The 25731-nt window shown below is 61.5% G+C and carries 29 protein-coding genes and 2 tRNA genes; 12 read left to right on the forward strand and 19 right to left on the reverse strand.

The annotated features are described in order from the left end of the window. Positions 1 to 58: 58 nt before the first annotated feature. Genes rpsQ through rpsJ form a run of 11 tightly spaced genes read right to left on the reverse strand, consistent with a single transcriptional unit; the run spans position 59 to position 4986 of the window. On the reverse strand, positions 59 to 322 hold the full coding sequence (gene rpsQ, locus Q4I12_RS00005; RefSeq protein WP_006008421.1) for a 30S ribosomal protein S17: 264 nt from the start codon (positions 320 to 322) through the stop codon (positions 59 to 61). A 12-nt stretch (positions 323 to 334) separates the two neighbouring features. Continuing rightward, positions 335 to 523 carry a 50S ribosomal protein L29 gene (gene rpmC, locus Q4I12_RS00010; RefSeq protein WP_040369967.1) on the reverse strand — a complete coding sequence of 63 codons (189 nt, stop codon included), beginning with the start codon at positions 521 to 523 and terminating at the stop codon, positions 335 to 337. 31 nt (positions 524 to 554) lie between these two features. Beyond that, positions 555 to 968: a 50S ribosomal protein L16 gene (rplP, locus tag Q4I12_RS00015; RefSeq protein WP_006008417.1), complete on the reverse strand. Its 414-nt coding sequence runs from the start codon at positions 966 to 968 to the stop codon at positions 555 to 557. After that, entirely contained in the window at positions 968 to 1609 is a 642-nt protein-coding gene (gene rpsC, locus Q4I12_RS00020; RefSeq protein ID WP_006008414.1) for a 30S ribosomal protein S3, read from the reverse strand. The genes rplP and rpsC overlap by 1 nt, the downstream gene beginning before the upstream one ends. Before the next feature lie 3 nt (positions 1610 to 1612). Next, positions 1613 to 1951: a 50S ribosomal protein L22 gene (gene rplV, locus Q4I12_RS00025; protein ID WP_006008412.1), complete on the reverse strand. Its 339-nt coding sequence runs from the start codon at positions 1949 to 1951 to the stop codon at positions 1613 to 1615. A gap of 9 nt (positions 1952 to 1960) precedes the next feature. Continuing rightward, positions 1961 to 2245: a 30S ribosomal protein S19 gene (gene rpsS / locus Q4I12_RS00030; RefSeq protein WP_006008410.1), complete on the reverse strand. Its 285-nt coding sequence runs from the start codon at positions 2243 to 2245 to the stop codon at positions 1961 to 1963. Between the two features lie 9 nt (positions 2246 to 2254). After that, complete coding sequence (rplB, locus tag Q4I12_RS00035) at positions 2255 to 3085, reverse strand: 50S ribosomal protein L2 (RefSeq protein WP_006008408.1); 831 nt, start codon at positions 3083 to 3085, stop codon at positions 2255 to 2257. Between the two features lies 1 nt (position 3086). Then, positions 3087 to 3377: a 50S ribosomal protein L23 gene (gene rplW, locus Q4I12_RS00040; RefSeq protein WP_006008406.1), complete on the reverse strand. Its 291-nt coding sequence runs from the start codon at positions 3375 to 3377 to the stop codon at positions 3087 to 3089. A gap of 12 nt (positions 3378 to 3389) precedes the next feature. Then, positions 3390 to 4013 (reverse strand): 50S ribosomal protein L4, encoded by a 624-nt coding sequence (gene rplD, locus Q4I12_RS00045; RefSeq protein WP_006008404.1) that lies wholly within the window; start codon positions 4011 to 4013, stop codon positions 3390 to 3392. 13 nt (positions 4014 to 4026) lie between these two features. Then, complete coding sequence (rplC, locus tag Q4I12_RS00050; protein WP_168935248.1) at positions 4027 to 4656, reverse strand: 50S ribosomal protein L3; 630 nt, start codon at positions 4654 to 4656, stop codon at positions 4027 to 4029. A 12-nt stretch (positions 4657 to 4668) separates the two neighbouring features. Next, the gene (gene rpsJ, locus Q4I12_RS00055; protein ID WP_006008400.1) at positions 4669 to 4986 is read right to left on the reverse strand and encodes a 30S ribosomal protein S10; all 318 of its coding nucleotides are present in this window, start codon (positions 4984 to 4986) and stop codon (positions 4669 to 4671) included. Positions 4987 to 5711: 725 nt separating this feature from the next. Here rpsJ and Q4I12_RS00060 point away from each other — a divergent pair. Together Q4I12_RS00060 and Q4I12_RS00065 are read left to right on the forward strand one after the other, a co-directional pair. Continuing rightward, positions 5712 to 6502 (forward strand): IS5 family transposase gene (locus Q4I12_RS00060; protein WP_412388922.1). Its coding sequence is split into 2 segments (ribosomal slippage): positions 5712 to 6054 and positions 6054 to 6502, totalling 792 coding nucleotides; the frame shifts between segments, so codons are not numbered across the junction. A gap of 51 nt (positions 6503 to 6553) precedes the next feature. Next, positions 6554 to 7234: an IS1595 family transposase gene (locus tag Q4I12_RS00065; protein WP_302259875.1), complete on the forward strand. Its 681-nt coding sequence runs from the start codon at positions 6554 to 6556 to the stop codon at positions 7232 to 7234. Positions 7235 to 7585: 351 nt separating this feature from the next. Here Q4I12_RS00065 and ftsY read toward each other — a convergent pair whose 3' ends face one another. From ftsY to queF, 4 genes are all read right to left on the reverse strand, one after another. After that, a complete protein-coding gene (gene ftsY, locus Q4I12_RS00070; protein ID WP_437438861.1) occupies positions 7586 to 9148 on the reverse strand; it encodes a signal recognition particle-docking protein FtsY in 1563 nt (520 codons plus the stop codon). Positions 9149 to 10279: 1131 nt separating this feature from the next. Further along, the gene (locus Q4I12_RS00075) at positions 10280 to 11284 is read right to left on the reverse strand and encodes a hypothetical protein (RefSeq protein WP_302259876.1); all 1005 of its coding nucleotides are present in this window, start codon (positions 11282 to 11284) and stop codon (positions 10280 to 10282) included. Beyond that, positions 11281 to 12945 (reverse strand): murein biosynthesis integral membrane protein MurJ, encoded by a 1665-nt coding sequence (gene murJ, locus Q4I12_RS00080; RefSeq protein ID WP_289616576.1) that lies wholly within the window; start codon positions 12943 to 12945, stop codon positions 11281 to 11283. Before murJ ends, Q4I12_RS00075 begins: the two co-directional genes overlap by 4 nt. Before the next feature lie 113 nt (positions 12946 to 13058). Continuing rightward, positions 13059 to 13562: a preQ(1) synthase gene (gene queF, locus Q4I12_RS00085; protein ID WP_278882510.1), complete on the reverse strand. Its 504-nt coding sequence runs from the start codon at positions 13560 to 13562 to the stop codon at positions 13059 to 13061. 125 nt (positions 13563 to 13687) lie between these two features. Between queF and Q4I12_RS00090 the strand changes: the two genes are divergently transcribed. The 3 genes from Q4I12_RS00090 to yjgA all read left to right on the forward strand — a co-directional run bounded on the left by Q4I12_RS00090 (position 13688) and on the right by yjgA (position 15956). Beyond that, on the forward strand, positions 13688 to 14470 hold the full coding sequence (locus Q4I12_RS00090) for a MogA/MoaB family molybdenum cofactor biosynthesis protein (RefSeq protein WP_168935251.1): 783 nt from the start codon (positions 13688 to 13690) through the stop codon (positions 14468 to 14470). Between the two features lie 111 nt (positions 14471 to 14581). After that, a complete protein-coding gene (locus tag Q4I12_RS00095) occupies positions 14582 to 15406 on the forward strand; it encodes a 4-hydroxybenzoate octaprenyltransferase (RefSeq protein ID WP_204625430.1) in 825 nt (274 codons plus the stop codon). Position 15407: 1 nt separating this feature from the next. Further along, a complete protein-coding gene (yjgA, locus tag Q4I12_RS00100; RefSeq protein ID WP_302259882.1) occupies positions 15408 to 15956 on the forward strand; it encodes a ribosome biogenesis factor YjgA in 549 nt (182 codons plus the stop codon). A 92-nt stretch (positions 15957 to 16048) separates the two neighbouring features. Here the strand turns inward: yjgA and Q4I12_RS00105 are convergent. Beyond that, a protein-coding gene (locus tag Q4I12_RS00105) for an IS1 family transposase (protein WP_302259884.1) occupies positions 16049 to 16743 on the reverse strand; the annotation gives its coding sequence in 2 pieces (ribosomal slippage) (positions 16049 to 16425 and positions 16425 to 16743; 696 coding nt in all). 610 nt (positions 16744 to 17353) lie between these two features. Here Q4I12_RS00105 and Q4I12_RS00110 point away from each other — a divergent pair. The 5 genes from Q4I12_RS00110 to Q4I12_RS00130 all read left to right on the forward strand — a co-directional run bounded on the left by Q4I12_RS00110 (position 17354) and on the right by Q4I12_RS00130 (position 19465). Beyond that, positions 17354 to 17429 (forward strand) — tRNA-Thr (locus tag Q4I12_RS00110). 64 nt (positions 17430 to 17493) lie between these two features. Further along, positions 17494 to 17569: transfer RNA gene (locus tag Q4I12_RS00115), tRNA-Thr, on the forward strand. Between the two features lie 61 nt (positions 17570 to 17630). After that, a complete protein-coding gene (locus Q4I12_RS00120) occupies positions 17631 to 17978 on the forward strand; it encodes a DMT family protein (protein WP_006008375.1) in 348 nt (115 codons plus the stop codon). A 1-nt stretch (position 17979) separates the two neighbouring features. Then, on the forward strand, positions 17980 to 18759 hold the full coding sequence (locus Q4I12_RS00125) for a sulfite exporter TauE/SafE family protein (RefSeq protein WP_289616577.1): 780 nt from the start codon (positions 17980 to 17982) through the stop codon (positions 18757 to 18759). A 214-nt stretch (positions 18760 to 18973) separates the two neighbouring features. Continuing rightward, entirely contained in the window at positions 18974 to 19465 is a 492-nt protein-coding gene (locus tag Q4I12_RS00130; RefSeq protein ID WP_204625418.1) for a GlcG/HbpS family heme-binding protein, read from the forward strand. Between the two features lie 217 nt (positions 19466 to 19682). Here Q4I12_RS00130 and Q4I12_RS00135 read toward each other — a convergent pair whose 3' ends face one another. From Q4I12_RS00135 to Q4I12_RS00145, 3 genes are all read right to left on the reverse strand, one after another. Next, the gene (locus tag Q4I12_RS00135; RefSeq protein WP_239463783.1) at positions 19683 to 20381 is read right to left on the reverse strand and encodes a DNA-3-methyladenine glycosylase family protein; all 699 of its coding nucleotides are present in this window, start codon (positions 20379 to 20381) and stop codon (positions 19683 to 19685) included. Positions 20382 to 20680: 299 nt separating this feature from the next. Continuing rightward, complete coding sequence (locus Q4I12_RS00140; RefSeq protein ID WP_006008366.1) at positions 20681 to 22063, reverse strand: PFL family protein; 1383 nt, start codon at positions 22061 to 22063, stop codon at positions 20681 to 20683. Positions 22064 to 22123: 60 nt separating this feature from the next. Continuing rightward, positions 22124 to 22687 (reverse strand): glycine cleavage system transcriptional repressor, encoded by a 564-nt coding sequence (locus Q4I12_RS00145; protein WP_006008363.1) that lies wholly within the window; start codon positions 22685 to 22687, stop codon positions 22124 to 22126. A 293-nt stretch (positions 22688 to 22980) separates the two neighbouring features. On the opposite strand from Q4I12_RS00145, the gene lysS reads away from it, so the two are divergent. Both lysS and Q4I12_RS00155 read left to right on the forward strand, forming a co-directional pair. Further along, complete coding sequence (lysS, locus tag Q4I12_RS00150) at positions 22981 to 24492, forward strand: lysine--tRNA ligase (RefSeq protein WP_418237119.1); 1512 nt, start codon at positions 22981 to 22983, stop codon at positions 24490 to 24492. A 12-nt stretch (positions 24493 to 24504) separates the two neighbouring features. Further along, positions 24505 to 25731, forward strand: coding sequence for a lipoprotein-releasing ABC transporter permease subunit (locus Q4I12_RS00155; protein WP_302259890.1), 1227 nt, complete (start codon positions 24505 to 24507; stop codon positions 25729 to 25731).

The following is a 25731-nucleotide window of genomic DNA, read 5'->3' on the forward strand; positions in this document are numbered from 1 at the left end:
TGGCGCCGCTGTTGTCGGCCACCTGAAGAGTCGATTCTACCTGGATCATGGTTCTACCCTACACAGCCTTTTCGATGATGGAGACCAGATGCCAGCGCTTGTTGCGCGACATGGGGCGGAACTCCACGATTTTAACCTTATCGCCCATGCCGCATTCGTTCATGGGATCATGAGCCGTGAACTTTTTGCGGCGCCTCACATACTTCTTGAGCAGAGGATGCTTCACCAGCGTTTCAACGCGCACGACGATGGTCTTGTCGTTCTTGTCGCTGACAACGATACCGGTGAGGGTTCTGCCCTTGCGATTTTCCAGAGCTTGCATGGTTCAGCCCCTCTATTCCTTTTCAGTCAAAACGGTGGAAATGCGAGCCACCTGACGGCGCATGGCCTTGAGCTCGGAAGTCTTTTCAAGCTGCGCGGTGGCATGCTTGAAACGGGCCGTCATGAGTTCTTCGCGCTGTTCGGCCAGCTTGGCACGCAGCTCTTCGACGCTCATGTCGCGCAGCTCGGCGGCAGTGGCCATGGCGGCTTTTTCGTTCTTCTTGGCAGCCATACTACAGGCCCTCCCTCACCACGATGATGGTCTTCACGGGCAGCTTGTGGGCGGCGCGGGTCAGAGCCTCGCGAGCCAGGTCAAGGCTGACGCCCTTGATTTCGTACAGCACGCGGCCGGGCTTGACCGGAGCGCACCAGCCCACCGGAGCACCCTTACCGGAACCCTGACGGGTTTCAAGAGGCTTGGCGGTCACGGGGCGGTCGGGGAACACGCGGATCCAGACCTTACCGCCACGCTTGATGTGACGCATCATGGCGATACGGGCGGCTTCAATCTGCTGGCTGGACAACTGACCGTGCTGCACGGCCTTCAGGCCAATATCGCCAAAGGCGATGGAGGCGCCGCGGCTAGCCAGGCCACGCAGGCGGCCCTTCTGCCATTTACGGAATTTAACTTTCTTAGGCGCGAGCATTACTGATCAACCTCTTTGTCAAGGATTTCACCCTTGTAGATCCACACCTTGACACCGATGATGCCGTAGGTGGTGTGCGCTTCGGCAAAACCGTAGTCGATGTCGGCGCGCAGGGTCTGCAACGGCACGCGACCGTCACGGTACCATTCGGTACGGGCGATTTCAGCGCCCGCCAGACGACCGGAGCAGGTCACCTTGATGCCTTCGCCACCGAACTTGCGGGCCATGGACACCGTGCGCTTCATGGCGCGACGGAAGGCCACGCGGCGTTCCAGCTGCTGGGCGATGTTTTCGGCCACGAGCTGGGCTTCCACTTCGGGACGACGGATTTCATTCACTTCCAGCGAGAACTCACGGCCAAACTTCTGGCGGAGGTCGCCGCGCAGCTTTTCGATTTCCACGCCCTTGCGGCCGATGACGATACCGGGACGGGCAGTGGACAGGATCAGACGGATCTTGCCACCGGCGCGTTCGATTTCGATCTTGGCCAGCCCCGCATGATACAGGAGCTTCTTCACATAGGCGCGAATCTTGCTGTCTTCAAACACAAAGGCAGGGTAGTCCTTCTTGCTGAACCAGCGGGACTGCCAGTTCTTGTTGTACCCCAGCCGGAAGCCAAACGGATGAACTTTCTGACCCATAGCCTATTCCTGCCCTTCTGCGAGTATAACGGTAACGTGGCTGGTACGCTTGTGAATCTTGGTGGCACGGCCCTGGGCGCGGGGCATGAAGCGCTTCCAGGTGGGGCCTTCGTTCACGATGACTTCCTTGATGACCATGGCGTCCACGTTCACGCCACCCAGCTGGGAGGCATTGGCCACGGCGCTCTTGAGCACATTCAGCAGCACGCCGGCGGGCTTGTTGGGGGTGAAGCGCAGAATGTTCATGGCTTCTTCCACACCCTTGCCCTGCACGTTCTTGGCCACAAGGCGGGTCTTGCGGGGCGACACGCGCTGGAATTTCGCGATAGCTTTGGATTCCATATCTCTACCCTACTTCTTGCCGGCCTTGGCCTTCTTGTCAGCGGCGTGGCCGTGGAAGGTACGGGTGGGCGAGAATTCGCCCAGCTTGTGACCCACCATGTTTTCGGTCACGAACACCGGCACAAACTTTTTGCCATTGTGCACCGCAAAGGTCAGACCCACCATTTCGGGCAGGATGGTCGAGCGGCGCGACCAGGTCTTCACCACGCGATGGTCATTGGAGGCCACCGCAGCGTCAACCTTCTTCATCAGGTGGCCGTCGATGAACGGCCCTTTCTTCAAAGATCTGGGCATCTGCTACTCCTACTTCTGGCCGCGGCGCTTAATGATAAGGCGCGAAGAAGCCTTGTTCTTGTCGCGGGTCTTGAAGCCCTTGGCAGGCATACCCCAGGGCGACACGGGATGACGACCACCGGAGCTGCGGCCTTCGCCACCGCCCAGGGGATGGTCGATGGGGTTCATGGCCACACCGCGGACCTGAGGACGGCGACCCAGCCAGCGGTTGCGGCCGGCCTTGCCCAGGGAGATGTTTTCGTGCTGGATGTTGCCCACCTGGCCCACAGTGGCCACGCAGGAAGCCAGCACCTTGCGCACTTCGCCGGAGGGCAGACGCAGCAGGGCGTACTTGCCTTCCTTGGCCACGAGCTGGGCGTAGGTGCCAGCGGCGCGGCAGAGCTGGCCACCCTTGCCGGGGTACAGCTCGACGTTGTGGATCACGGTACCCACCGGGATGCGGGACATCTGCATGGCGTTGCCGGGCTTGATGTCGGCACCTTCACCGGCCAGCACCACGTCGCCCTGCTTCAGACCCACAGGAGCGATGATGTAGCGCTTTTCGCCGTCCACGTAGTGGAGCAGGGCGATACGGGCGGTACGGTTGGGGTCGTATTCGATGTGCGCAACCTTGGCGGCGATGCCGAACTTGTTACGCTTGAAGTCGATGATGCGGTACAGGCGCTTCACACCGCCGCCACGACGACGGCTGGTCACGCGGCCACGGTTGTTGCGGCCGGCCTTCTTGGTCAGGCCCACGGTGAGCGACTTCTCAGGGGTCGTCCGGGTGATTTCCGCAAAGTCGGAAACCGTCTGGAAACGACGCCCGGCGGAGGTCGGTTTCAGCTTACGGACAGCCATTTTACACTCCCTCGAAGAACTCGATTTTATCGCCCTGGCGCAAGGTCACATAGGCCTTCTTCCAGCCGGGCTTACGGCCCACCACGCGACCCTGGCGTTCCCGATTGGAGGGAGCCTTGCGAACCACGTTGACCGCTTCAACTTTCACATCAAAAGCCTTTTCCACGGCCTGCTTGATTTCAAGCTTGTTGGCGCCGGGATGAACATAGAAAGCCACCTGACGGGACTCATCCTTCAGCAGGGTGGTCTTTTCCGTCAGCAGGGGCTTGATAAGAACCTGGGTGAATTCCATGAGTTGCCCCTCTTATTTTTCAAAGCGGGCCTGCACGGGCGCCACGGCGCCTTCCAGCAGGACCAGCTGCTTGTGGCGGAGGATCTCCAGCACGCTCAGACGATCAGGCGTGGTCAGCGTGATGCCGGGGATGTTGCGGGCGGAGCGGGTCAGGGCTTCGCTTTCCTCGGCGGTCACGATGAGAGCCTTGTTCAGGCCCAGAGTACCGGCCACTTTGGCAAAATGCTTGGTCTTGGCTTCGGGCAGTTCGATGCCCTTGACCACCAGCAGGTTTTCGGCGGCCAGACGGCTCGACAGAGCCATCTTCATGGCCAGGGCGCGCACCTTGCTGTTGACCTTGAAGCTGTAATCGCGGGGCTGGGGGCCAAACACGATGGCGCCGCCACGCCACACGGGCGAACGATTGGAGCCGGAACGGGCGCGACCGGTGCCCTTCTGCTTCCAGGGCTTCACGCCGCCGCCGGAAACGAAGGCGCGGGTCTTGGCCATGTGGGTACCGGCGCGCTTGGCGGCCATCTGGGCACGCACCACGAGGTTGAGGATCTCGGGACGAGCCTCAACTTCAAACACGTCGGCGGAAAGCGTCAGTTCGCCGCATTCCTGCTTGTTCTGGTCATAAACTTTCACGGTAGCCATTGTTGTGCTTCCTCTACTGCTTGCGGATCAGCACCAGCCCGTTCTTGGGGCCGGGCACGGAACCCTTGACCAGGATGACGTTGTCGGCGGGACGAACGTCAACGATCACAAGGCCCATTTCCGTCACGGTTTCGTTGCCCCAATGGCCAGCCATCTTACGGCCCTTGAACACGTGGCCGGGGAAGGTGTTGTTACCGATGGAGCCGTTGTTACGGTGCACTTTTTCGCAACCGTGCGTATCCTTGGAACCGGCGAAGTTCCAACGGCGCATACGGCCCTGGTAGCCCTTACCGATGCTCTTGGCGGTCACTTTGACCTTGTCGCCGGTAGCAAACATTTCCACGGTCAGTTCCTGACCGGGTTCCATTTCAGGGGCGTTTTCCAGGCGGATTTCACGCAGTTCGCGGTACAGGCCGGTGCCGGCCTTGGCGAAGTGGCCCTTCATGGCCTTGCTGACGTGCTTTTCCTTGTCTTCGGTCAGCGCGATCTGCAGAGCATTGTAACCGTCGGTTTCAACGGTCTTCACCTGGGTGACGGGGCAGGGCCCGGCCTGAATCACCGTGACGGGCACAGCGGCGCCGTCACCGGCAAAAATGCGGGTCATACCAAGTTTACGACCCAAAATTCCCATTTTCTCAGCCATGACTGCCTCTCACTAGAGCTTGATTTCAACGTCCACGCCAGCGGGCAGGGAAAGCTTGCCGAGGGCGTCAACGGTCTGCTGCGTGGGTTCAAGGATGTCCATAAGCCGCTTGTGGATGCGCATTTCGAACTGCTCACGGGACTTCTTGTCCACATGCACGGAACGCTGAATGGTGTACTTATGAATATTGGTGGGCAGCGGGATGGGCCCGGCCACACCGGCACCGGTATTGCGCGCCGTATCCACGATTTCCGCAACAGCCTTGTCCAGGATGCGGTAATCGTAGGCTTTGAGCTTGATCCGAATGCGATCACTGCTAACTGTCGTCATTGTTGCCTACTCCGTTTGAAAAATCCTGGCCGGTTGGGTTCGGCGCAGGTTTCTTAACAGCTTTGCGCGGGCCAAAAACCACGGGCCCGAAGGTCGGCCTCACCCGTTGGGGAGACTGGGCAACAACTTGGGGAAGAGAAGCGCTTGAAGCAGCGCACATCACAGAATCTGAGGGAATCAGATATATCGGAAGGTACGGACGCCTGAGCGTGCCTGCATCATCCGTGTGATGCTTCCCGGCGTAGCCCAGGCCTGTCACTGACTGAAGCAGTGACGAGGGTGGTCCCGCAGGGTCACCAAATGGGGGAACCCCCCCCTTACCTTTACAGCCCGGGGTCACCTGATCGCCAGGTGGGATCCGCTGTGTGGGCTGGAACGGCTCGACATTGTCTCGGCATCTGGTAACGCCTGCACATGTCAAAACCCGCCGCGGAGCGACCGCTTTGGGTGCATCAGGACAGACTCAATCTGCCCTTCCCTGCCGTCCAGGGAACAGCCTTGTTGCTCAAGGCGAGGTTCCTTCTATCGGGAATGGGGCGATGCGTCAAGTTTTTTTCACTGCGAGAGGGATTTTTTTTCGCGCTATTGCTGATTTTCCCGTTCCGGCAAGAAAAAAGCGGAGCTCAGATGCGGAGAAAGGAGGCATGTCATAAAATATATGGCTCTTGACTAGAAGTCATTTCATAATTCTGGAGAAAATTTAAGGTTTCGGTTAGTCTCAAAAAATGAGCAAAGCCGAAATGCTAACTGATGATCAATGGTCTGTCCTGGAACCTCTTTTTCAGAAAGAGCGCACAGGCGCAGGACGTCCACAAATTCATTCTGACAGAGAAGTTTTAAATGGCGTCCTCTGGGTCTTGCGTACAGGCGCGGCATGGGCGGACTTACCGGACAGGTTTCCATCTTCCGCAACTTGCTATCGGAGATTCAGCAAATGGGTAAAAGATGGAAGGCTTCGAAAAATTCTGGAGTCTCTGGCCCGGCATCTTGAAGATAATGGCCTGATAAATCTGGAAGAATGCTTCATTGACGGCACATTCGTTGTCGCAAAAAAAGGGGCCCAAAAGTGGGAAAGACCAAGCGGGGCAAAGGTACGAAGCTCATGGTTATTGCTGACGCTTCTGGTTTACCTATCGCCGTGTACACGGATTCTGCTAACCCTCATGAAGTCAGACTTGTCCAGGCTACAATCAATGAAATTGTCACGTTGGGACGACCCCGAAGAATTATTGGGGATCGTGCCTATGACAGCGATCCGCTTGATGAAGCCCTTGCTTCTCAGGGAATTGAACTCATCGCGCCGCACCGCAAGAATCGTAAAAAGCCGGCGACGCAAGACGGACGGCTCTTGCGCCGTTACAAAAGAAGATGGAAAATTGAACGCCTTTTTGCGTGGCTTAACAAATTTAAAAAGGCAATAACTCGTTGGGAAAGGTGCGTTGAACGTTTTACGGCTCTTGTCCACCTTGCTTTTTCTATGATTTTGTTGAGAAGAGTTATAAAAATTGCCCATTAATTATGAAATGAGTTCTAGCTGAGATATCCTAAAAAGGTTATCCAGGTAGCCATGGCAATGAAAAACAAGTACGCATATCGTTCAAGAATTTCCGAGGCAAAAATTCGGCAACTTGTGAAGCTTTTTTCCGTTGATTTGACAGCTTCACAGATTGCGGAATTGTCCGGTGTTAACCGAAACACCGTCAACCGGTATGTGACGGCTTTCCGGGAAAGAATTGCCCGTTATTGCGAGGCGGAGTCTCCCGTCAAAGGGGAAGTCGAGGTTGATGAAAGCTACTTCGGCGCTCGCCGGGTCAGGGGCATCAGAGGCCGTGGAGCACGCGAAAAAACCATTGTTTTCGGCCTGTTCAAACGCAATGATAACGTCTATACGGAAATCGTTCCTGATTGCTCCAGAGCCACTCTCCAGGGCATCATACGTGGACGTGTAGACCTTGAAAGCGTCATTCATTCCGATGGTTGGCGAGGTTATGACGGGCTCGTCGATTTGGGATACCAAAAACACTTCCGCGTCCAGCATTCGCACAATGAATTTTCCAATAAGCACTCACATATCAATGGGATAGAAAGTTTTTGGAGCTATGCAAAAACCCGGCTGGTTCGTTTTAGGGGCCTTCAAAAACAAACGTTTTATCTCCATTTGAAAGAATGTGAGTTTCGGTTTAATCATAGACAAGAGAACATTTACCTTCTGGTGCTAAAACTGCTCAGAGAAAATCCTCTCAGCTAGTCAAGAGCCAAATATATATTGCCATCCGCCGGAGTGGGGACTTTTTCACAGGCCGAAGCGAAAAACACACGACCTGTGGCCCATGCAGCAAAAAAATCCCCAGGACATCACGGATCGGGGGCTGCCCCCCAAGCGCCCCTGCCGAAGAGGCAAACGGCGTGACGAAAATTTGTTGCTTCGATTGTTGGAGGCCTTCCTCCCGCAAGATCCGGGAGCTGGATGTGACGTCTGCCCAGGATAGCGGACGAGACCCACAGCCCGGCACAGCGTTTTTCCCCAAAAAAGCGGGAGGGGACTTTCCCCAGCAGGAAAAGGCCCCTCCCTCTCGTCTACATCATACTAAAGTCAGCGCTACTTGCCCTGATCCAGGTCGCCCAGCAGGGCGCGGGCATAGTCGGCACCGTTGAAGGGCCGCAGGTCTTCGAGCTTTTCGCCCAGGCCCACATAGGTGATGGGCAGCTTTTCCTGCATGGCCACGGCGATGGCCACGCCACCCTTGGCCGTACCGTCCAGCTTGGTGAGGATGAGCTCGTCCACACCGGCGGCTTCCTTGAAGAGCTTGGCCTGCGAAAGAGCGTTCTGGCCGGTGGTGGCGTCGATGACCAGGATGCAACGGTGCGGCGCGCCTTCATGCTTCTTGCCCAGCACCTGACGGATCTTGGTCAGCTCTTCCATCAGGTTGACCTTGGTCTGCAGGCGGCCGGCGGTATCCACAAAGAGGATGTCCACCTTTTCGGCCAGGGCGCGATCCATGGCCTCGTAGGCCACGGAGGCCGGATCGGAACCGGCGGGGCGGGCATGGAAGAGCGCGCCCACGCGCTCGGCCCAGACCTGCAGCTGCTCGATGGCCGCCGCACGGAAGGTGTCGGCCGCGGCGATCATGACCTTTTTGCCCTGCATGCGGGCACGATGGGCCAGCTTGGCGATGGTGGTGGTCTTGCCCACGCCGTTGACGCCGATGAAGAGCACCACTTCGGGCGGGTTCACGGCGCTGATGCGACGCGGCAGACGGAAGATTTCGTCCACTTCGGCCATGAGCAGGCCGCGTACGTCTTCCACGCGGGTCACGTTCTCCTTGCGGGCCCGTTCACGCAGACGCTCCACCAGCTCCAGCGAAGGTTCGTAGCCCAGGTCGGCCATGATGAAGAGCTCTTCCAGCTCTTCCCAGAAACTCTCGTTGAGTTCGCCGTGGCTGCTGAACAGGCTGTCCAGACGGCGGGAGAACTGCTCGCGGGTACGGCTCAGGCCTTCGCTGATCTTGAGGAACAGGCGGCTGCGCTCGTCTTCCTCGTCCTCCATGTCCAGGGCCAGGGTCAGGCGATACTGCAACTCGGAGCGGAATTCGTCCAGCTGCACATATTCCATACGCTCCAGCCAGCCACGGAAATCATCCACGAAGGCGTCCACTTCGGCGGCGGGCGCATCCAGCGAACGCAGCAGGAAGCGCAGACGCTTCCAGAGTTCGTCCCCGGCTTCTTCCACACCTTCCAGCACGATGCCCAGCCAGACGGAGAGGCGCGGTTCGGCCTCGCGCAGACGCAGGATCATGGACTGGGCCAGAGCGGGATCAAGACCGCAGGTCTCCAGCGCGGGCGCGGTGGGACGCTCGGCCGTGGCAGCCGCCGCGGCAACGGCAGTGGCGGCAAGGGCCGCATCGGCCATGACCTCAGCGACGGGCTCGTCCTGTTCCGGCGTAGCAGCGCTCTCCGTGTCTTTTTCCACCTCGGCCGGAGGTTCCTGTTCCGTGCTTTCAGCGGCAGCCGCGACACGTTCATCCGTACCTGCTTCCGCTACGGCAGTTTCAGAATGGACGTCTTCGCCCGCCTCCTGCTCCACCGCAACAGGCGTTTCCTCAGCCTCGCCAGCAGGGGCGGCGGCTTCCGGCCGGGCCGTATCTTCGTCACTGCCGAAGATGCGCTGCCACCAGCTGCGACGGGGCGCAGCCGCTTCGGGCTTTTCTTCCGCTTCTTCGCGGACCTCGTCGCGGGCAGCTTCCTCTTCCAGGACATCCGTTCCGGCGTCGTCAGCTTCTTCAGCGGCAGCTTCGTCGGCTTCAACAGGGGTCACAGTGGTCGTATCGTCCCCGGCCGCATCAGCCATCTCGGCGGCATCGGCCCCGGTCACGTCCTCAGGCAGCGGTTCTTCTTCCGCTTCCTGGGCAGTCTCCACAACGGTCTCAGCCTCGACAGCCACAGCTTCCGCTTCGGCAGGGGCCTCTTCCTCTTCTGCAGGGGATTCTTCCACAGCATCCACAGGAGCCGCATCAGCACCGGCCGGCTCTTCGCACATCTCGACAACTTCGGCTTCCGCAGCCTCAGCTTCCGGAGCAATCGCTTCCGAACTGACGCCATCCTGTTCGGGAGCACCCGCTTCTGCAGCGGCATCACCGGAAGCTTCTTCCGGCGCCGCAGCCTCGGCAGCCGCTTCCGTCACAGGCTCCTCGACCGAAGGAATTTCATCTTCCACCACAGCAGCCGGGGCTTCTTCCGCTTCGGCGACCGGTTCGCTTTCGGCCTCCACGGAGGGCTCACCCAGAAGCGTCGGCACCTCAGCTTCCGCCACAGGTTCCCCTTCCGCCACGGTGCTCTCGGCTTCTGCCGGAGCTTCGGACGCCGCAGGCTGGTCGGCAGGCGCCACCGTCACGGCAGCCTCGACGCTCCCGCCCTCCTCTGCGGCTCCGGCGGCAGGGCCATCGCTTTCAGCGGCGGGCACTTCCACCACGGGCTCATCCGCGACCACGGCTTCAGCTTCCGGCGCCACCTGTTCGACATCCCCGGCAACGGGGGCGGCCTCGTCTTCCGGGGCCTCGTCCGCAGATGCGTCTTCAGCAGGGGCAACGACTTCTTCAGCCGCCGGGACGCTCTCCGGTCCCGGCGTGCTTTCCGGCTCCGCTACGGCGCTCCCGGTATCAGCGGCAGGCTCCTCCGGGGCAACAGACGTTGCGGCCGTTTCCTTCTCGACTGCCGCGGCCTGCGTTTCTTTCGTTTCCTCGGTGCCCCCACCAAAAAACTTTTTTACTGCGGAAAAAAAGCCCATAGTCTCTCCTTATTTCACTGCGGCCCCGCTCAGGGCCTGCAAAACTTCTTCAAGATCAGCCGCACAGGTCTCCACGGCCAGCGCACGCGCCTCACAGCCGGGATCCTCCAGCGCATCGAGCATCTCGCGGGCGCTGTCCTCAAGGCGCACAGCCCCCAGGCAGGGCGCTGCGGCAAGCAGCATCCGCCCCAGATGGCACAGCCCTTCCAGCTCATCTTCCGCATACAGGCGCATCATGAGCATGGGCGCATGGGCAAAGGTCTGGCGGAACAGGGCCGCGGTCATATGCCAGCTTGCGGGGTTCCCCTGCTGGAAATGCCTGCCGCGGATGGCATCCACCGGCAGAGCGTCCTCGGGGGCGGCGACATCCTCACCGGAAACGGGCCGCCACTTCCGGTCGTCGGATTTTTCCGGCTCTGGATCTCCCTGCTTGCGCAAAAGCTGCAGCCCCAAAGAATGCAGGCGCCTCAGATCGCCCCAGTGCCAGTACAGCGCCGCCAGAAAGACGCTGAGCAGCAGCGTATTGATGATGAAGCGCCAGGTCTCGCGCTGCATGACCTTGTCCGAACCTTCCTGCACCAGGCGGCGGGCAAGATAGACCTCCACCGTGCCCACGGGCTGCCCTTCCCGGCGCAGCGGGCTCATGCCCTGCACGGTGTTCTCCGTGATCTCGCCGTCCCAGGGCACGGCCTCCCAGTGCGCATTGCGACGCTGGCCGGAAAAAAGACTGTCCCCCACCTGCACCGTCACGGCGTACAGGCGCTGATCTTCCATGAGCCCCGTCACCAGGGCGTCCGTGGAAACGGCGGAGAGTTCCCCGTGCAGTCCCAGCAGATGGGTGAAACGGCTGGCCACCCGGCCTGCCTCGTTCTGCAGACGGTTCTGTGCGGCATCGCGTTCAGCCATGATGTTCCACGCTGCCTGCGCCAGAAAGAGCAATATGGCCAAAAGCCAGCAGGCCAGGGCCACCCAGCGGCGGTATCTGGTCAGGAAAATAAGAACTGACCGCTTCACGAGCGGGAATCTCCTTGCAATTTTGTGCGCAGCTTATGTGCCAGCATACGCGTATCGGCGTCCCCAAGCAGAACGAGGGCGCTCCCCCAGGCACAACATCCGGCCCCTATGGACAGAGCCAGGCCCGCCATGGCGGGCAGCCCGGGCAACAGGACCGGCACGACGGACAGCAGCTCCTGCAACGGGCAGACCATGCCGCACAGGCGCAGGACCACCAGGGCACCTGCGGCTGCCGCGCCCGCGGCCAGCACATGCCGCAGACAGGCCATGCCGTCCAGAAGCGCCGGCGCGGGCAGCAAAGGCCGCAAACGTCGACGCAGCCCCCGCCACAGCCAGACGGTCTGTCCCCACAGGGCCGCACTGGCCGCCGCAGCCGGCAAACAAAAATATATGTCCCTTGCCATACTATGTAACAGCCACGCCCCGCCTGCAAGCGTAAAAACAACGGCAAGCAGCGAGGACAAGGCCGTCAGGCGCACGTCGCCCAGGGCGTTGCAGCCCGCCAGCAGGCAGCGGCTCACCGCGCAGGCGGGCAGGCAGGGCAGGTACGCCCAAAGGGCCAGGGTCACCTGCCGCACCCCCGTGGCATCGAATTCCCCGTGATGCAGCAGGACGTCCACAAGGCAGGGGCCCACGGCCCACAGCCCCGCCGCCGCAGGCAGGGACAAGAGCGTGGCCCAGCGCAAGGCCAGGGCCATGTCCCGCCGGAAGGCGGCAAAATCTTTTTCTCCGGCCAGACGGCTCAAACGCGGCAAACTGGCCATGCCGAGGCAGGCACCGATCAGGCCCAGCGGCAGCTCCAGCAGGCGCTCGGCATAGTACAGGCCCGCGATCTGGCTGCCCACCGCCAGTCCCATGGCCGCCAGCATCACCAGCTGCGGCGCGGCGGCCCCCAGCAGGCCCAGGGGCAAGCGCCCCAGGCAGCCCCACAGCTCACGGCCGGAGGGCGCGGCGGCCGGACGCTCCATGGCGGTCGCCGGGAATACATGACGGGCATAGCCCCATTGGGCCAGCCACTGGGCCAGGCCCCCGGCGCTCATGCCCGCGGCCAGTGCCGCCGGGACAGCCTCTGTGCCTCCCGCCAGCCAGCCCGCCAGCATGGCACTGATGACCACCACATTGAAGATGACGGGCGAAAGCGCGGGCAGCCAGAAGACTTCGCGGCAGTGCAACACCGCCATGCCCAGGGCCGCCATCCCCGCCAGCAAAACATAGGGCAGGCAAAGGCGGAGCAGGCTGCTGCCCTCCGCCAAGGCTTCAGGAGAAAGCGCGGGCGCCAGAAAGGCCAGCAATTGCGGCGCTGCCAGCATGCCCAGCAGGACAAGGCCGCCCAGCACCAGCACGAGGCGCCGGAACAGGCCGGAGGCCAGAGCGGGCAGCGGATCCCCCTGGCCTTGCGCCACATCGTGCCGCACCAGCCAGGCCGTGAGCGTCATGGACAAAGAGCCTTCGCCCAGCAGGCGGCGCAGCAGGTGCGGCAGGCGCAGGGCCGCCACCAGGGCATCGGCCACCGGCCCGCAGCCCACCATCCAGGCCATGCCCATGTCGCGCACCAGTCCCAGCAGGCGGGAAAGCAGGGTGAACAACGCCAGCATCCCGGCCGTGCGGGCCATACGGGCACCGCCTGAAGGACGGGGAGCATTGCCGTGCGAAAGGCTCATGGGCATATCCTTAATAAAAAGACGTCCCGGTGCCGGCTGGGACCGGGACCGGGCACGCGGCACATCGAAAAAAGCCTCCGGCAGGAAAAGGCGCCCTGCCGGAGGGAGCTGCGTTACGGTCTGTGCGGATCGCTTTCCGTACGCCAGGCCTGGACAGCGGCCCGGACGGCGGCGTCCTTTTCCTCGGGCATGACCTTGAACTGCTCGGCAAAGACATGGATGCGCGTACCGCCACGGGGCACGAACAGGCCCTTGACGCGGCACCAGCAGGGTTCGAGCACGGTCCACAGATCTTCCAGCACCGTGTTGGTGATGGTCTCCATGAAGGACTGATGGTTGCGGAAGGCGAACATGTAGAGCTTGAAGCTCTTGGATTCCACGCACAGCTGGTCCGGGATGTACTCCACGGTGATGGTGCCCATGTCCGGCTGCCCCGTCACCGGGCACAGGGACGTGAACTCGGGGAAGGCGATGCTGATGACGTAGGGACGCTGGGGGTAACGGTTGGGGAAGGATTCCAGCAGCGCCGTACTGGGGCCGCCCTGCAATTCGGGCATCTTGCCGGTCCCCAGCACATGCAGGTGCTGCGTCTGGTCCTGGCTGCGGGTGGTGGACATGAAAACTCCTTTTCTGATCTTGCCGGACACCGGGAACGGGCCACGGCTGCCGTCCTTGTAACTTATTGTGCTTGCCGCTACAATAGCGGCCGTTATCTGCCGTCCCGGCAGTTTGTGGAGGATGCATGAAACTTTCTGTTGCCTTGCGAGCCTGTTCCGCCGGGGGCCTCATGCCCCTGTCCGTGGCCCGGGTCGCAGGGATGCCCAGCCATCGTCTGGCGTCCCCGCTGGTGCGCCAGTGCCCCTTCATCCCTGTGGGCACCGGCCTGTATGATGCGAACGATGTGGAACTGCTGCGCGTCACGGGCCGCTGCTGGCTGCCCGCCGATGACGGCGGCCACGCCCTGCAATGCCTGATGACCCGCGCTCTGGTGGATCTGCCCGTGGGCGAGATCAGCCTCGAGACGCGGCGCACGGGCCGTGCCCTGGCCTGGGTGACCCTTTCGGACAAGGGCTCCCAGGGCATGCGCGACGATACCAGCGGCCCGGCCATGGCCGCCCTGGTGGCCGATACCCTGCCCCTGTGCCACAGCCAGGGCTTCCTGCTGCCCGATGATGCGGTGCAGCTGCGCGCCCTGCTGGTGGATCTGGCCCTGAACCAAGGCTATGACGTCATCTGCACCAGCGGCGGTACGGGCGTGGGCCCGCGCGACATCTCGCCGCAGGTCACGTCCGCGGTGCTGGACTATCCCCTGCCCGGCTTCAGCATGGCCATGATGCAGGCCAGCCTGGCCAAGACGCCCCATGCGGCCATCTCCCGCGCTGTGGCCGGCGTGCTGGGACAAAGCATCATCATCAACCTGCCCGGCAGCCGCAAAGCTGTCGTGGAGAATCTGGAAGCTGTCCTGCCCGCCCTGCCCCATGCGCTGGACAAGTTGCACGGCGATCCCGCCGACTGTGGAGGTTAATCCCTGATGAAACTGCCCAAATTCACTCTTCGCCGTTTTTCCCTGCCTTCCTGCCGGCCGGGGGCGCTGTGCGGACGTTTTTCCGTCCGCGGCTTCGTCTCCTTCTGCCGCATGATCCGCATCGAGCACTCCATCTTCGCCCTGCCCTACGCCTGGGCCGGTTCGGTCATGGCCGCCGGCGGCATGCCGCCGTGGGACAAGCTCGTCCTGCTGACCATCGCCATGGTGGGCGTGCGTTCCTTCGCCATGGGCATCAACCGTATCTTCGACCTGCCCTTTGACCGCGAGAACCCCCGCACCGCCAACCGCCATCTGGTCACCGGCGAGATCAGCGTGCGCCAGGCCTGGATCTTCTCCCTGGTCATGGCGGCCATCTTCGTGCTGGCCTGTGCGGCCATCAACACGGTCTGTCTCATCCTCTCGGTGCCAGCCCTGATCTTTGCCGCCGTCTACAGCCTGACCAAGCGTTTCTCGGCCGTCTGCCACTTCTGGCTGGGGGCCACCCTTGGCCTGGCGCCGCTGGCCGGTGCCCTGGCCGTGAATCCCGAGGGCCTGGCCATGGGGCCCATCATGCTCTTCTTTGCCGTGACCTTCTGGGTGGGCGCCTTCGACATCTACTATTCCTTCCAGGACTATGATTTCGATGTGGCCTTCCGCCTTTGCTCCGTGCCCTCGGTCTACGGCCCGGACACCGCGCTGGCCATTGCCGGTTTCTCCCATGCCGTCACGTCCATCTTCCTGTTCCTGACCGGTATCGCCGCCGGTCTGGCCTGGCCCTGGTATGTGCTCTGGGCCGGTGTGTCCGCCATCCTGTTCTGGGAACATCATCTGATGCGTCCGCAGGACCTCAGCCGCGTGAACATGGTCTTCTTCACCCTCAACGGCATCATCTCGCCGCTGGTGCTGGTGGGCGTCATCCTGGGAGTGGTGCTCTAAGATGCCGCGCAAGAAACAGTATCAGTGGGATGTGGAGACCAACGGGCAGGAAGCCCCCGAACAGCTCAGCCGCTCGGCCAAAAAGCGCCAGAGCTCGGCCCTGCAGGATCTGGGCGCCGAGCTGACCAAGCTGCCCGTCAACGAACTGGACAGGCTGCCCCTGACGCCCGATCTGCTGGAGGCTCTGCGTCTGTATGCCCGCATCAGCAACCGTGAAGGCAAGCGCCGCCAGCTGCAGTTCATAGGCCGCCTCATGCGCGAGGTGGACGCCGGGCCGCTGGCCGAAGCCATCGAGGCCCGCAAGAACGGCCAGCAGGCCGATGCCGCCCGTCTGCACCTGGCCGAACAGTGGCGGGAAAAGCTGCTCTCCGCTGCCGAGGCGGACGTGGAGGATCTTCTGGCGGCCTTCCCCTGGCCCGATGCCGAAGCCGCGGGACGCCTGGAGCTGGAAAAACTGCTGGCCGAAGCCCGCAAGGAAGATGACCGGCGTCCGCCCCACGCCCGCCGCGCCCTCTTCCGGGGCATCATGCGTCTGCTGGAACAGCGTTAGGGAATTCTTTTGGCAGGGGAAGGGGCCCCTTTTGGAAAAGGGTCTCCCTTCCCCCTGCACCCCCATCCCCCCTAAAACTTTTGAGAGTATTGCTAAAAGAATGATAAAATATCTTCTCTTTGCCCGTTCACATGAAATCTGGCAAAGAGAGATATTGTGAGATCAACCATTCGCAAGGACCTTGAAACCACCTGAGATTTACATTTGAAACGGGCAAACCAGTGTCTTTGGCGGGCATTATTTCGTTCAATTCGCACGGTTCCCCGTTTTCCTTGAATGAGGTCGTCCTCGGGTATTTCCCGTGGATATACTTTCCAGTTGTCGGTACAGAAGAACCAGACAGACCAACGGCGAAGCCTTGCCATCAATCTTGCAAGAGTGCTTTGGTCACGATTGCCACATTCCCAGTCAATGAGTTGACCGGTATCGCGACAATAAGCTTTCCAGAGCCATAGTTTGTTTTTTTTGAATGCAAATAGTGCCACATCTCATCAAGTTCTATGATGACAGCTTCCCCAGGAGAAGGCTTTTCATAAGTTTTTTCAGCGAAATCCCGGACCCAACGCATGACGGTCGATGTTGCAACTCCATAAATACGTGCTATGGCATTAAACGAAAGGCCCAAAGTATAAAGCAGGATGGCCATTGCCTTTTCCGTTGCCGGTCGTCCTCTGGGAGTGTCACGGGTAAATTGAAAACCGCAGTCTTTGCAGCGAAATCTCTGACGCTCCAAGTGTCTTCCATTCTTCACAATCCGCTCTGACGCACATTTTGGACAGTATTGCATAAAGAACTCCTTAACTGGAGTATGCCATTATAACATTCTTTATGCAATACTCTCAAACTTTTATCTGGGTCCGTGGCCTGCCCGAAAGGTGCGACCTGCGGGCCCCAGTCTTGATTCGCTCTTTTGTGGGCGTCTCCTTTCCTTCTTCCCCGGCCTTTCCGCTTTGCCCTGCCACGGGCAGTGCGCTGACTGTCCGTGAAAAGGCCGTTCACGCAAAGGCTGTCTGCCCCTCATCCTGCGTAAAAGCACTCTTGCCATGAGTGGTCAGCGAGATCTCCGTATGCTCCTTTCCCTGCATGGCTCCCGTGTGTCCGCCTGCGCCGATGCCGCCCGGCCGCATGCGGCAGATGGTGCGGCCCCCAGAGGCCACGTCCGTGTTCCTCTGCCGCCATCGCTTGCCACGCAGGCGCCGAGATTTTTTCCCAAAACTGCCGCCCGCGCTGCCGGCCGGACGTTGCAAGCCCCTATGCCCGGCTTACCCGCTCAAAGTTCTATAATTTAATCGTTATATTCCGCTATGTTATTGGCTTGAAAATTTTTCTCGGCAAAAAATGAAAAAATCGCTTGACCCCGAGGGAGTTTTTCCGTAGAAGTCTTCTTCGTTGAGCACGCCCTTGTAGCTCAGTCGGTAGAGTGCATCCTTGGTAAGGATGAGGTCACCAGTTCAATCCTGGTCAAGGGCTCCAGCAAACAACACGACGCCTGTGGAAACATGGGCGTTTTTTTGGGGAAACCCGGACATATAGGACCGCCCTTGTAGCTCAGTCGGTAGAGTGCATCCTTGGTAAGGATGAGGTCACCAGTTCAATCCTGGTCAAGGGCTCCAGAAATTTCAACGCCTGTGGAAACATGGGCGTTTTTTCTTTATCTGCTCCAAGGAGCCTGTCATGCAGATCCCCGTCCCGGTCGCCACAGTCGGCCTGCTGGTGCTCTCCAATGTCTTCATGACCTTCGCCTGGTACGGTCACCTGAAGCACAAGAGCATGGCCCTGCCCATGGTCATCTTCATCAGCTGGTGCATCGCCTTTTTCGAGTATGTGCTGCAGGTCCCGGCCAACCGCATCGGTTACGGCTACTTCAATGCGGCGGAGCTGAAGACCATCCAGGAGGTCATCTCCCTGACGGTCTTCTCGCTCTTCTCCGTCTTCTACCTGCACGAGACCCTGCGCTGGAACCACATCCTGGGTTTCGCCCTCATCGTGCTGGCCGCCTACGTCATCTTCAAGGAATGGTAGCATGGTCAGCACGGCTATCATCCTTTTCTGTACCTGCGCCGCCTTCGTGGCGGGCTTCATCGATTCCATCGCGGGCGGCGGCGGCCTCATCACCATCCCCGCCCTGCTGCTTTCCGGCCTGCCGCCCCAGCTGGCCCTGGGCACCAACAAGGTGGGCTGCTGCCTGGGCACCGGCGTGGCCATGCTCAACTTCGCCCGCAGCAACCTCATCCTCTGGCGGCTGGCCCTGCTGGGCGTGGGCTTTTCGCTGGTAGGGGCAGGTATCGGCACCGAGCTGGCCCTCTACATCTCGCCCGACCTGCTGGGCAAGGTGCTGGTGCTCCTGCTGCCCTTCGCCATGCTGGCCACCCTCATGCCCAAGAAGGAGCAGAAAAATCCGCCGCTCACCTCCGGTCGCCGTTACTGGATACTGGCGCCGCTCTGCTTCCTCATCGTGGGCATCTATGACGGCTTTTTCGGTCCCGGCACCGGCAGCTTCCTGATCCTGGCCCTGCACTGGGTCCTGCGCATCAGCCTCCTCGAAGCCTCGGCCACGTCCAAGGTCATGAATTTTGCCTCCAACCTCGGCGCCATGATCCTCTTCATCTGGAACGGCGCCGTCATCTGGAGCGTCGGCCTGCCCATGATGGCCGCCAACATCGCGGGCAACTGGCTGGGCAGCCGTCTGGCCATCAAGGTCGGTACCGAAGCCGTGCGTCGCTTCCTCTGGGTCTCGCTCTCCCTGCTGCTGGCCACCCTGATCTGGCGCTTTTTTATCTCTCCCTATCTGCTTGGGGCCTGATCCTCCCGTCCCGTTTCGATATCAGGCCGGCAGCGCATGGCTGCCGGCTTTTTTGTTTTGGCCCCGGTGCGGACAGGGAGCGGACGTACGAGCTGCGGCGCGGCGATGATTGGTTGCCCAACCATCATATGAAAAAAAGAGTTACCGCTTGCCCATGCCCCGGCGGAGTGCTAGAGTAGGAGAAAACAGCCCTTGCGGGCAAAAGGAGTCCTGTATGCTGAAGCGTATCGTTCCTCTCGTTCTGGCTCTCGTTCTCTGCGCCGGTCTGGCCCAGGCCAAGACCAAGGCCCCCGCGACCCAGCTCCCCGGCGACCTGACCCTGGCCGAAGCCCAGAAGGTGCTCGATGCGGCTCTGGTCAAGGCCAAAGCCCAGGGCGTGCCCATGAATATCGCCATCGTGGATGCTGGCGGCAACTTGAAGGCCTTCGTGCGTCAGGACGGCGCCTTCATCGGCAGCATCGACGTTTCCACCAAGAAGGCCGTCACGGCCCGCTACTTCAACATGCCCACCTCCACGCTGGGCGCCGCTTCCCAGCCCGGTCAGGAACTGTTCGGCATCGAAGCCACCAACGGCGGTCTGGTGATCTTCGGCGGCGGTGAGCTGCTGATCCGCGACAACGTCATCGTGGGCGCCATCGGCGTCAGCGGTGGTAGCGTGGCCGAAGACACCAACGTGGCCAAGGCCGGTGCCGCTGCCCTCAAGTAGGCTTTTCCTCGTACGCAAAGGCCCTACGGAACACACACCGCAGGGCCTTTTTTTGTGCAACGTTCCGGAGAACCGGCAGGCACGGCAAGATGCGCCCCACCATGCGGCTCTCTTCATGGTACGGATCTTCATGGACTGGCAGGAGCACGGTCGGTCGCCCAACGTGGGAAAGAAGCGATGCACGCGGGCGGCTTGTCATGGAAAGGGAAGGGGCCGCTCAGTCTTTCGTCACCGTGCTTTTGAGGCTCGCGGCAGGGCGGGATCTCCCCTTTTTGCGCTCCGCCGGATCGTCCAGCTCCGGCAATGCCCCGCCGGCGATGGCCCACAGATACAGCGAGGCCAGCGAACCATAAGGCGAGAAGCGCCTGCGGTACCTCTCGAAGCGCTCTCGCGGCATCTCTTTGTGGCGGTAGAGCATGCGCAGGCCGCGCCGGATGGCCAGATCGTCATAGCTCAGGATGTCGGACCGCTGCAGGGAAAAAAGCAGCAGCATCTCGGCCGTCCAGACGCCGATGCCGCGCAGGGCGGCAAGACGGCGACAGACTTCGGCGTCCTCCAGAGCGGCCATGCCCGGCAGATCCAGTTCCCCGTCCACCACCTGCCGGGCGATGCCGCGCATGTAGTCCACCTTGCGCGCGGAAAGCCCCAGCGCCTGCAAGGCCGTCTGCGGCTGGGCCAGCAGGGCTTGCGGCGTGACCTCGCCCAGCAGGCCGCACAAGCGTCCCCAGACCGTGCGCTGGGCCGCCATGCTGATCTGCTGGCCCGTGATGGCATGCATCAGGGCCTGGAAAAGATCCGGCATGACCTCCCGGCGCACCGGGCCGATGGCCTGCATGGCCGCTGCCAGTTTTTTGTCCTTGCGGGCCAGATGATCCACAGCCGCCTGATCGTAGTGGAAAAAATTCCCTTCCGGCATCGATGCCCTCCCCTGTCTGTCCGGCCGCTTCCGGCCATCGTCCCTGCCCTTCTGATGCCACAGCTCAGCAAAAAGCAAAACCGCCTGCATGAGAACAGGCGGCTATCGTCCTGTGCGTGTCCAGGCATCCAGTTGCCGACACCCATAAAAAGAGAGAGGCCCCCGGACGATTTGCCGGACTCGCCCGCCGTCTGTCCGTGTCAACGGCCCGAACGTTGAGGAAAGGCGGATGCCTTCTTCCCCAAAACAAAAAGGACGGGAAAATATCCCGTCCTTTTCTTATTGTTGTTGTCAGCCGGCTAGTTCTTCAGGCTGTGGATGGGAGCCGGGATGCGGCCGCCCAGACCGATGAAGGCGCTGGCATCGCCCTTGGGCACGGGGATGATGGCCGCCTTGCCCAGCAGGCCGCCGAAGCTCACTTCTTCGCCCACGCCCTTGCCGGGCACGGGGATGACGCGCACGGCCGTGGTCTTGTGGTTGATCATGCCGATGGCCATTTCGTCGGCGATGAGGCCGGAAATGGTGCTGGCCGGGGTGTCGCCGGGAATGGCGATCATGTCCAGGCCCACGGAGCAGACGCTGGTCATGGCTTCCAGCTTTTCCAGGCTCAGCAGGCCGGAGGTGGCGGCCGCCTCGATGCTGGAGTCTTCGGAAACGGGGATGAAGGCGCCGGACAGGCCGCCCACCGAAGAGGAGGCGAAGGCGCCGCCCTTCTTCACGGCATCGTTGAGCATGGCCAGCACGGCCGTGGTGCCGGGCGCACCGATGCTGGACAGGCCCACGCTCTGGAAGATCTCGCCCACGCTGTCGCCCACGGCCGGGGTGGGGGCCAGGGAAAGGTCGGCCACGCCGAAGGGCAGGCCCAGACGCTGGGCCACTTCGTTACCGATCATCTCGCCCACGCGGGTCACCTTGTAGGCCGTGCGCTTGATGACTTCGGCCACATCCAGCAGGGTCATGGGCTTGCCGCCGTTACGGCTGTGCTCCAGGGCGCGGTCGATGGCCTTCTTGACCACGCCGGGGCCGGAGACGCCCACGTTGATGACCACGTCGGGCTCGCCCACGCCCAGGTAGGCACCGGCCATGAAGGGCACGTCCTGCGGGATGTTGGCGAAGACCACCAGCTTGGCGCAGCCAAGGCCGCCGCGGTCGGCCGTGGCCTGGGCCACCTTGAGGATCTGTTCGCCCATCAGGGCCACGGCATCCATGTTGATGCCGGAGCGGGAAGAGGCCACGTTGATGGAGGAGCAGATGCGGTCCGTGGTGGCCAGGGCTTCGGGCAGGGCCTCGATGAGGGCGCGGTCACCGTTGGCGAAACCTTTTTCCACCAGGGCGGAGAAACCGCCCAGGAAGTCGACGCCGGCTTCCTTGGCCGCTTCGTCCAGGGCCTGACAGACGCGCACCATGCCGTCGGGGCCAAAGGGGGCCCCCACCACGGCGATGGGGCTGACGCTGATACGTTTGTTGACCACCGGGATGCCGTACTTGTCGCCCACTTCGTTGCAGACGTTGACCAGCTGGGAGGCATAGCGGTGCAGCTTGGCTTTGACGTTGCCGGTGAAGAGGTCGATGTCGTGGCTGACACAGTCGAACAGGCTCACGCCCAGGGTCACGGTGCGCACGTCCAGATGCTCGTTGCGGAGCATGTTGAGCGTATTGATAACTTCGCGTTCAGAAAGCATGGATATTCCTTATGATACTTGCGGAGGCGGTCCTGCCGCGCTCCCGGGACGGACGGGATCCTAGAAGGAGCCGATACGATGGACGGCTTCGAAGATGTCGCGGTGCTGCACGCTGACGCGCAGGCCCTGGGCCTGGCCTTCGCTGGCCAGCTCGCGACGCAGACGGCCGAGGTCCGCATTTTCGGGGACCTTGACCTCGAACACGAACAGGGCGTGATTGCTGTGATCCTGGCCCAGAACGGCCTTGAGGCTGTCGATGTTGACGCCGTGACGGGCAAAGACGCGGCTCATGGCAGCGATGAGGCCGGGGCGGTCGGGGCCGTCCACCGTGACCACGAAGGGCTGGCTGACCACGGAGTCTTCCCAGCGGCCTTCCACGGCCGGGCGCACCAGCACGGAAAGGTCGAGCTTGGCATCCACCAGGCCCAGGGCCAGCTGGGTGTGCAGGGATTCTTCCGTCACGTTTTCAGGGGCCTGGACGATAAAGATGGCCGCGAACTCACCGCAAAGGATGGTCTGGGTGACCTCGATAATATTGCAGCCGGTCTGCCCGAGGATCTGGCTTACCGCGGAAACGATGCCGGGACAGTCCCGGCCGAGAAAGGAGATGGTCAATTTTTTCATGTTTGGTCCTTGCGGGGTTACGTTTTGAAAACGGTAAACTATGCTTCAATGAAATTCAAGTATGACTACTTTATCATTTTCCTGGCCGAAAGGCACCCTTGGGCCGCAGAGGTCCCCCGGCCCCGAACCTTGACGACGGGGCCTGAATGGCATACCTCTAGCCATTCAACCGTTGAGCCCGAAAGGGGGCCGGGCCATGCCCGAAGCAGGAGTTTGCAGTGGAAAACCGGGAAAAGAGTCCTAAGAAGCAAAAGATCAAGCTGAATACCAAGTCGCAGCACGCCGCCTATTTCATGCCCATGCTTGAGGGCTTTGCCGAGCGCGACATGCTCAACGAAGTCATCAAAAACCGCGTCGTCAAAGCCTGTGACCTGCTGGACGCCGGTGTGCCGCTGTTCCCCAATGATTTCCGCAAGGAACATGCCGTCAGCTGGGTGCTGGACAATTTCGGCAGCCTGAGCGCCGAAGAGCTGGAAGCCAAGGGGGATGTGTTCGCCATCGCCGGCCGCATCGTCTCGCTGCGTTCCTTCGGCAAGGTGGCCTTCTTCCACATCATGGACGAGAGCGGCCGCATCCAGTGCTACGCCAGCCGCGAGGAACTGCCCGAAGAGATTTATAATGTAGTGAAGAAGCTGGACGTGGGCGACATCGTCGGCGTGTCCGGCCATCTTTTCCATACCAAGACGGGCGAGCTGACCATCTCCTGTCGCAACCTCAAGCTCATCACGCGCTCCATGCGTCCCCTGCCGGAAAAGTATCACGGCCTCAAGGACATGGAGACCCGCTACCGCCAGCGCTATGTGGACCTCATCGTCACCGAGCGCGCCCGCGAGATCTTCCGCAAGCGCAGCATGATCGTGAGCGAGTTCCGCCGCTTCCTCGAAGAGCGCGGCTTCATGGAAGTGGAGACTCCCATGATGCAGGCCGTGGCCGGTGGCGCCGCCGCCCGCCCCTTCGAGACCTACCACAACGCCCTGGACCTCAAGCTCTACATGCGCATCGCGCCCGAGCTGTACCTCAAGCGTCTGCTGGTGGGCGGCTTCGAAAAGGTCTTCGAGCTCAACCGCAACTTCCGTAACGAAGGCATCGACACCCGCCACAACCCGGAATTCACCTCCTGTGAATTCTACTGGGCCTACGCCAACTTCCACGACCTCATGGACCTGACCGAAGAGCTCTTCGCCCGTCTGGCCAACAAGGTCTGCGGCGGCACGGTCATCACCTACCAGGGCCAGGAGATCGACCTCACCCCCGGCAAGTGGACCCGCATGTCCTTCTACGAATCGCTGACCAAGATCGGCGGCCACAGCCCCGAATTCTACAACGACTACAACAAGGTGCGCGACTACATCCGCAGCCGCGGCGAAAAGGCCACCGACAGCGAGAGCCTGCCCAAGCTGCACGCCAAGCTCTTTGATCTGGATGTGGAAGAGAAGCTGATCCAGCCCCACTTCATCTACCACTACCCCACCGAGATCTCGCCCCTGTCGCGCCGTAACAACGAGCACCCCGACCTGACGGACCGTTTCGAACTGTTCATCACCGGTCGTGAACTGGCCAACGCCTTCTCCGAGCTCAACGACCCCGTGGACCAGCGTCTGCGCTTCGAAGAGCAGGTGCGCGAGAAGGAGGCCGGCGACGACGAAGCCCACGCCATGGACGAGGACTTCCTGCGCGCCCTGGAATACGGCATGCCCCCGGCGGCCGGCGAAGGCATCGGTATCGACCGCCTCGTCATGCTGCTGACGGACTCCGCCTCCATCCGCGAAGTCATCCTCTTCCCGCTGCTGCGTCCGGAGTTCTAAACAAGCATGCGCATGCCCTTTGAGCTGTTTGTGGCGCTGAGATATCTGTTCTCGCGCCGCAAACAGACCTTCATCTACATCATCTCCATCATGTCCATCCTGGGCGTCGCCCTCGGCGTCGGCGCCCTGGTGGTGGTCCTGGGCGTCTACAACGGCCTGACCACCGACATGCGTGACAAGATCATCGGCGCCAATGCCCACGGCATCGTCATGTCTTACGTGCCCGCGGCCTTCCAGCAGCATCCCGACCTGGTGCGGCGCGTGGAGGCCGTGGAGCATGTGCGCGGCGCCACGCCCTTCATCTATACGGAAGTCATGCTCTCCGCCGCCGGCGGCGTCAAAGGCCTGGTGCTGCGCGGCATCGATCCCGAAAGCGCGCCCAAGGTCCTGAGCATGCTGCGCGAGATCCGTCGCGGCTCCGTGACCGATCTGAAACGCGAGGGCACGCCGGGCATCGTCATCGGCGAGGAGCTGGCCAAGCGTCTGGGCATCGGCCTGGGCAGCCGCGTCAACCTGCTCTCCCCCTCCGGGGAAAAGGGCGCCACCGGCTATTCGCCGCGCATCCGCCCCTTCGAGGTGGTGGGCATCTTCAAGACCGGCATGTTCGAATACGATGCCACCCTGGCCTTCGTGGACCTCAAGGCTGCGCGCGACATCCTCGGCCTGCCCGACGGCTTCCTCACCGGCATCGAGATCATGGTGGACGACGTCTACAAGGCCGACGTCATCGCCCAGAGCGTGCAGGACACTCTGGGCTCCCCCTTCTATGTGCGCCACTGGATGGAGATGAACGCCAACCTTTTCGCGGCCCTCAAGCTGGAAAAGATCGGCATGTTCATCCTGCTGACCATGGTGGTGCTCATCGGCTCCTTCTCCATCGTGACCTCCCTGGTCATGCTGGTCATGGAGAAGACCCGCGACATCGCCATCCTCATGTCCATGGGCGCCACCCGTTCCATGATCCGCCGCATCTTCATGCTCCAGGGCACCATCATCGGTTTCGTGGGCACCCTGCTGGGTTACGGCATGGGCCTGAGCCTGGGCTGGGCGCTGAAGCGTTACCGCTTCATCAAGCTGCCCGAGAACGTCTACACCCTGGATCACCTGCCCATCATCATCACCTGGCAGGACATGCTCATCATCGGGGCCAGCGCCATGCTGCTCTGTTTCCTGGCAACCCTGTACCCGGCGCGGCAGGCCGCACGCCTTGAGCCCGCGGAAGCCCTGCGCTACGAGTGA

Source organism: Desulfovibrio piger, assembly GCF_951793255.1.
Classification (GTDB): Bacteria; Desulfobacterota; Desulfovibrionia; order Desulfovibrionales; family Desulfovibrionaceae; genus Desulfovibrio.

What these genes read in the sequence shown, in the direction of transcription:
- Q4I12_RS00065 (WP_302259875.1), top strand. Translation starts at nt 6,554, where the DNA reads ATGGCAATGAAAAACAAGTACGCATATCGTTCAAGAATTTCCGAGGCA.
- Q4I12_RS00155 (WP_302259890.1), top strand. Translation starts at nt 24,505, where the DNA reads ATGCCCTTTGAGCTGTTTGTGGCGCTGAGATATCTGTTCTCGCGCCGC.
- rplP (WP_006008417.1), bottom strand. Translation starts at nt 968, where the DNA reads ATGCTCGCGCCTAAGAAAGTTAAATTCCGTAAATGGCAGAAGGGCCGC.
- queF (WP_278882510.1), bottom strand. Translation starts at nt 13,562, where the DNA reads ATGTCCACCACCCGCAGCCAGGACCAGACGCAGCACCTGCATGTGCTG.
- lysS (WP_418237119.1), top strand. Translation starts at nt 22,981, where the DNA reads ATGCCCATGCTTGAGGGCTTTGCCGAGCGCGACATGCTCAACGAAGTC.
- Q4I12_RS00135 (WP_239463783.1), bottom strand. Translation starts at nt 20,381, where the DNA reads ATGCCGGAAGGGAATTTTTTCCACTACGATCAGGCGGCTGTGGATCAT.
- Q4I12_RS00095 (WP_204625430.1), top strand. Translation starts at nt 14,582, where the DNA reads ATGATCCGCATCGAGCACTCCATCTTCGCCCTGCCCTACGCCTGGGCC.
- yjgA (WP_302259882.1), top strand. Translation starts at nt 15,408, where the DNA reads ATGCCGCGCAAGAAACAGTATCAGTGGGATGTGGAGACCAACGGGCAG.
- Q4I12_RS00125 (WP_289616577.1), top strand. Translation starts at nt 17,980, where the DNA reads ATGGTCAGCACGGCTATCATCCTTTTCTGTACCTGCGCCGCCTTCGTG.
- Q4I12_RS00120 (WP_006008375.1), top strand. Translation starts at nt 17,631, where the DNA reads ATGCAGATCCCCGTCCCGGTCGCCACAGTCGGCCTGCTGGTGCTCTCC.
- rplD (WP_006008404.1), bottom strand. Translation starts at nt 4,013, where the DNA reads ATGGCTACCGTGAAAGTTTATGACCAGAACAAGCAGGAATGCGGCGAA.
- rpsJ (WP_006008400.1), bottom strand. Translation starts at nt 4,986, where the DNA reads ATGACGACAGTTAGCAGTGATCGCATTCGGATCAAGCTCAAAGCCTAC.
- murJ (WP_289616576.1), bottom strand. Translation starts at nt 12,945, where the DNA reads ATGAGCCTTTCGCACGGCAATGCTCCCCGTCCTTCAGGCGGTGCCCGT.
- Q4I12_RS00145 (WP_006008363.1), bottom strand. Translation starts at nt 22,687, where the DNA reads ATGAAAAAATTGACCATCTCCTTTCTCGGCCGGGACTGTCCCGGCATC.
- rpsS (WP_006008410.1), bottom strand. Translation starts at nt 2,245, where the DNA reads ATGCCCAGATCTTTGAAGAAAGGGCCGTTCATCGACGGCCACCTGATG.
- rplC (WP_168935248.1), bottom strand. Translation starts at nt 4,656, where the DNA reads ATGGCTGAGAAAATGGGAATTTTGGGTCGTAAACTTGGTATGACCCGC.
- rplW (WP_006008406.1), bottom strand. Translation starts at nt 3,377, where the DNA reads ATGGAATTCACCCAGGTTCTTATCAAGCCCCTGCTGACGGAAAAGACC.
- rplB (WP_006008408.1), bottom strand. Translation starts at nt 3,085, where the DNA reads ATGGCTGTCCGTAAGCTGAAACCGACCTCCGCCGGGCGTCGTTTCCAG.
- Q4I12_RS00130 (WP_204625418.1), top strand. Translation starts at nt 18,974, where the DNA reads ATGCTGAAGCGTATCGTTCCTCTCGTTCTGGCTCTCGTTCTCTGCGCC.
- rpsC (WP_006008414.1), bottom strand. Translation starts at nt 1,609, where the DNA reads ATGGGTCAGAAAGTTCATCCGTTTGGCTTCCGGCTGGGGTACAACAAG.
- Q4I12_RS00140 (WP_006008366.1), bottom strand. Translation starts at nt 22,063, where the DNA reads ATGCTTTCTGAACGCGAAGTTATCAATACGCTCAACATGCTCCGCAAC.
- Q4I12_RS00090 (WP_168935251.1), top strand. Translation starts at nt 13,688, where the DNA reads ATGAAACTTTCTGTTGCCTTGCGAGCCTGTTCCGCCGGGGGCCTCATG.
- rpsQ (WP_006008421.1), bottom strand. Translation starts at nt 322, where the DNA reads ATGCAAGCTCTGGAAAATCGCAAGGGCAGAACCCTCACCGGTATCGTT.
- rpmC (WP_040369967.1), bottom strand. Translation starts at nt 523, where the DNA reads ATGGCCACTGCCGCCGAGCTGCGCGACATGAGCGTCGAAGAGCTGCGT.
- rplV (WP_006008412.1), bottom strand. Translation starts at nt 1,951, where the DNA reads ATGGAATCCAAAGCTATCGCGAAATTCCAGCGCGTGTCGCCCCGCAAG.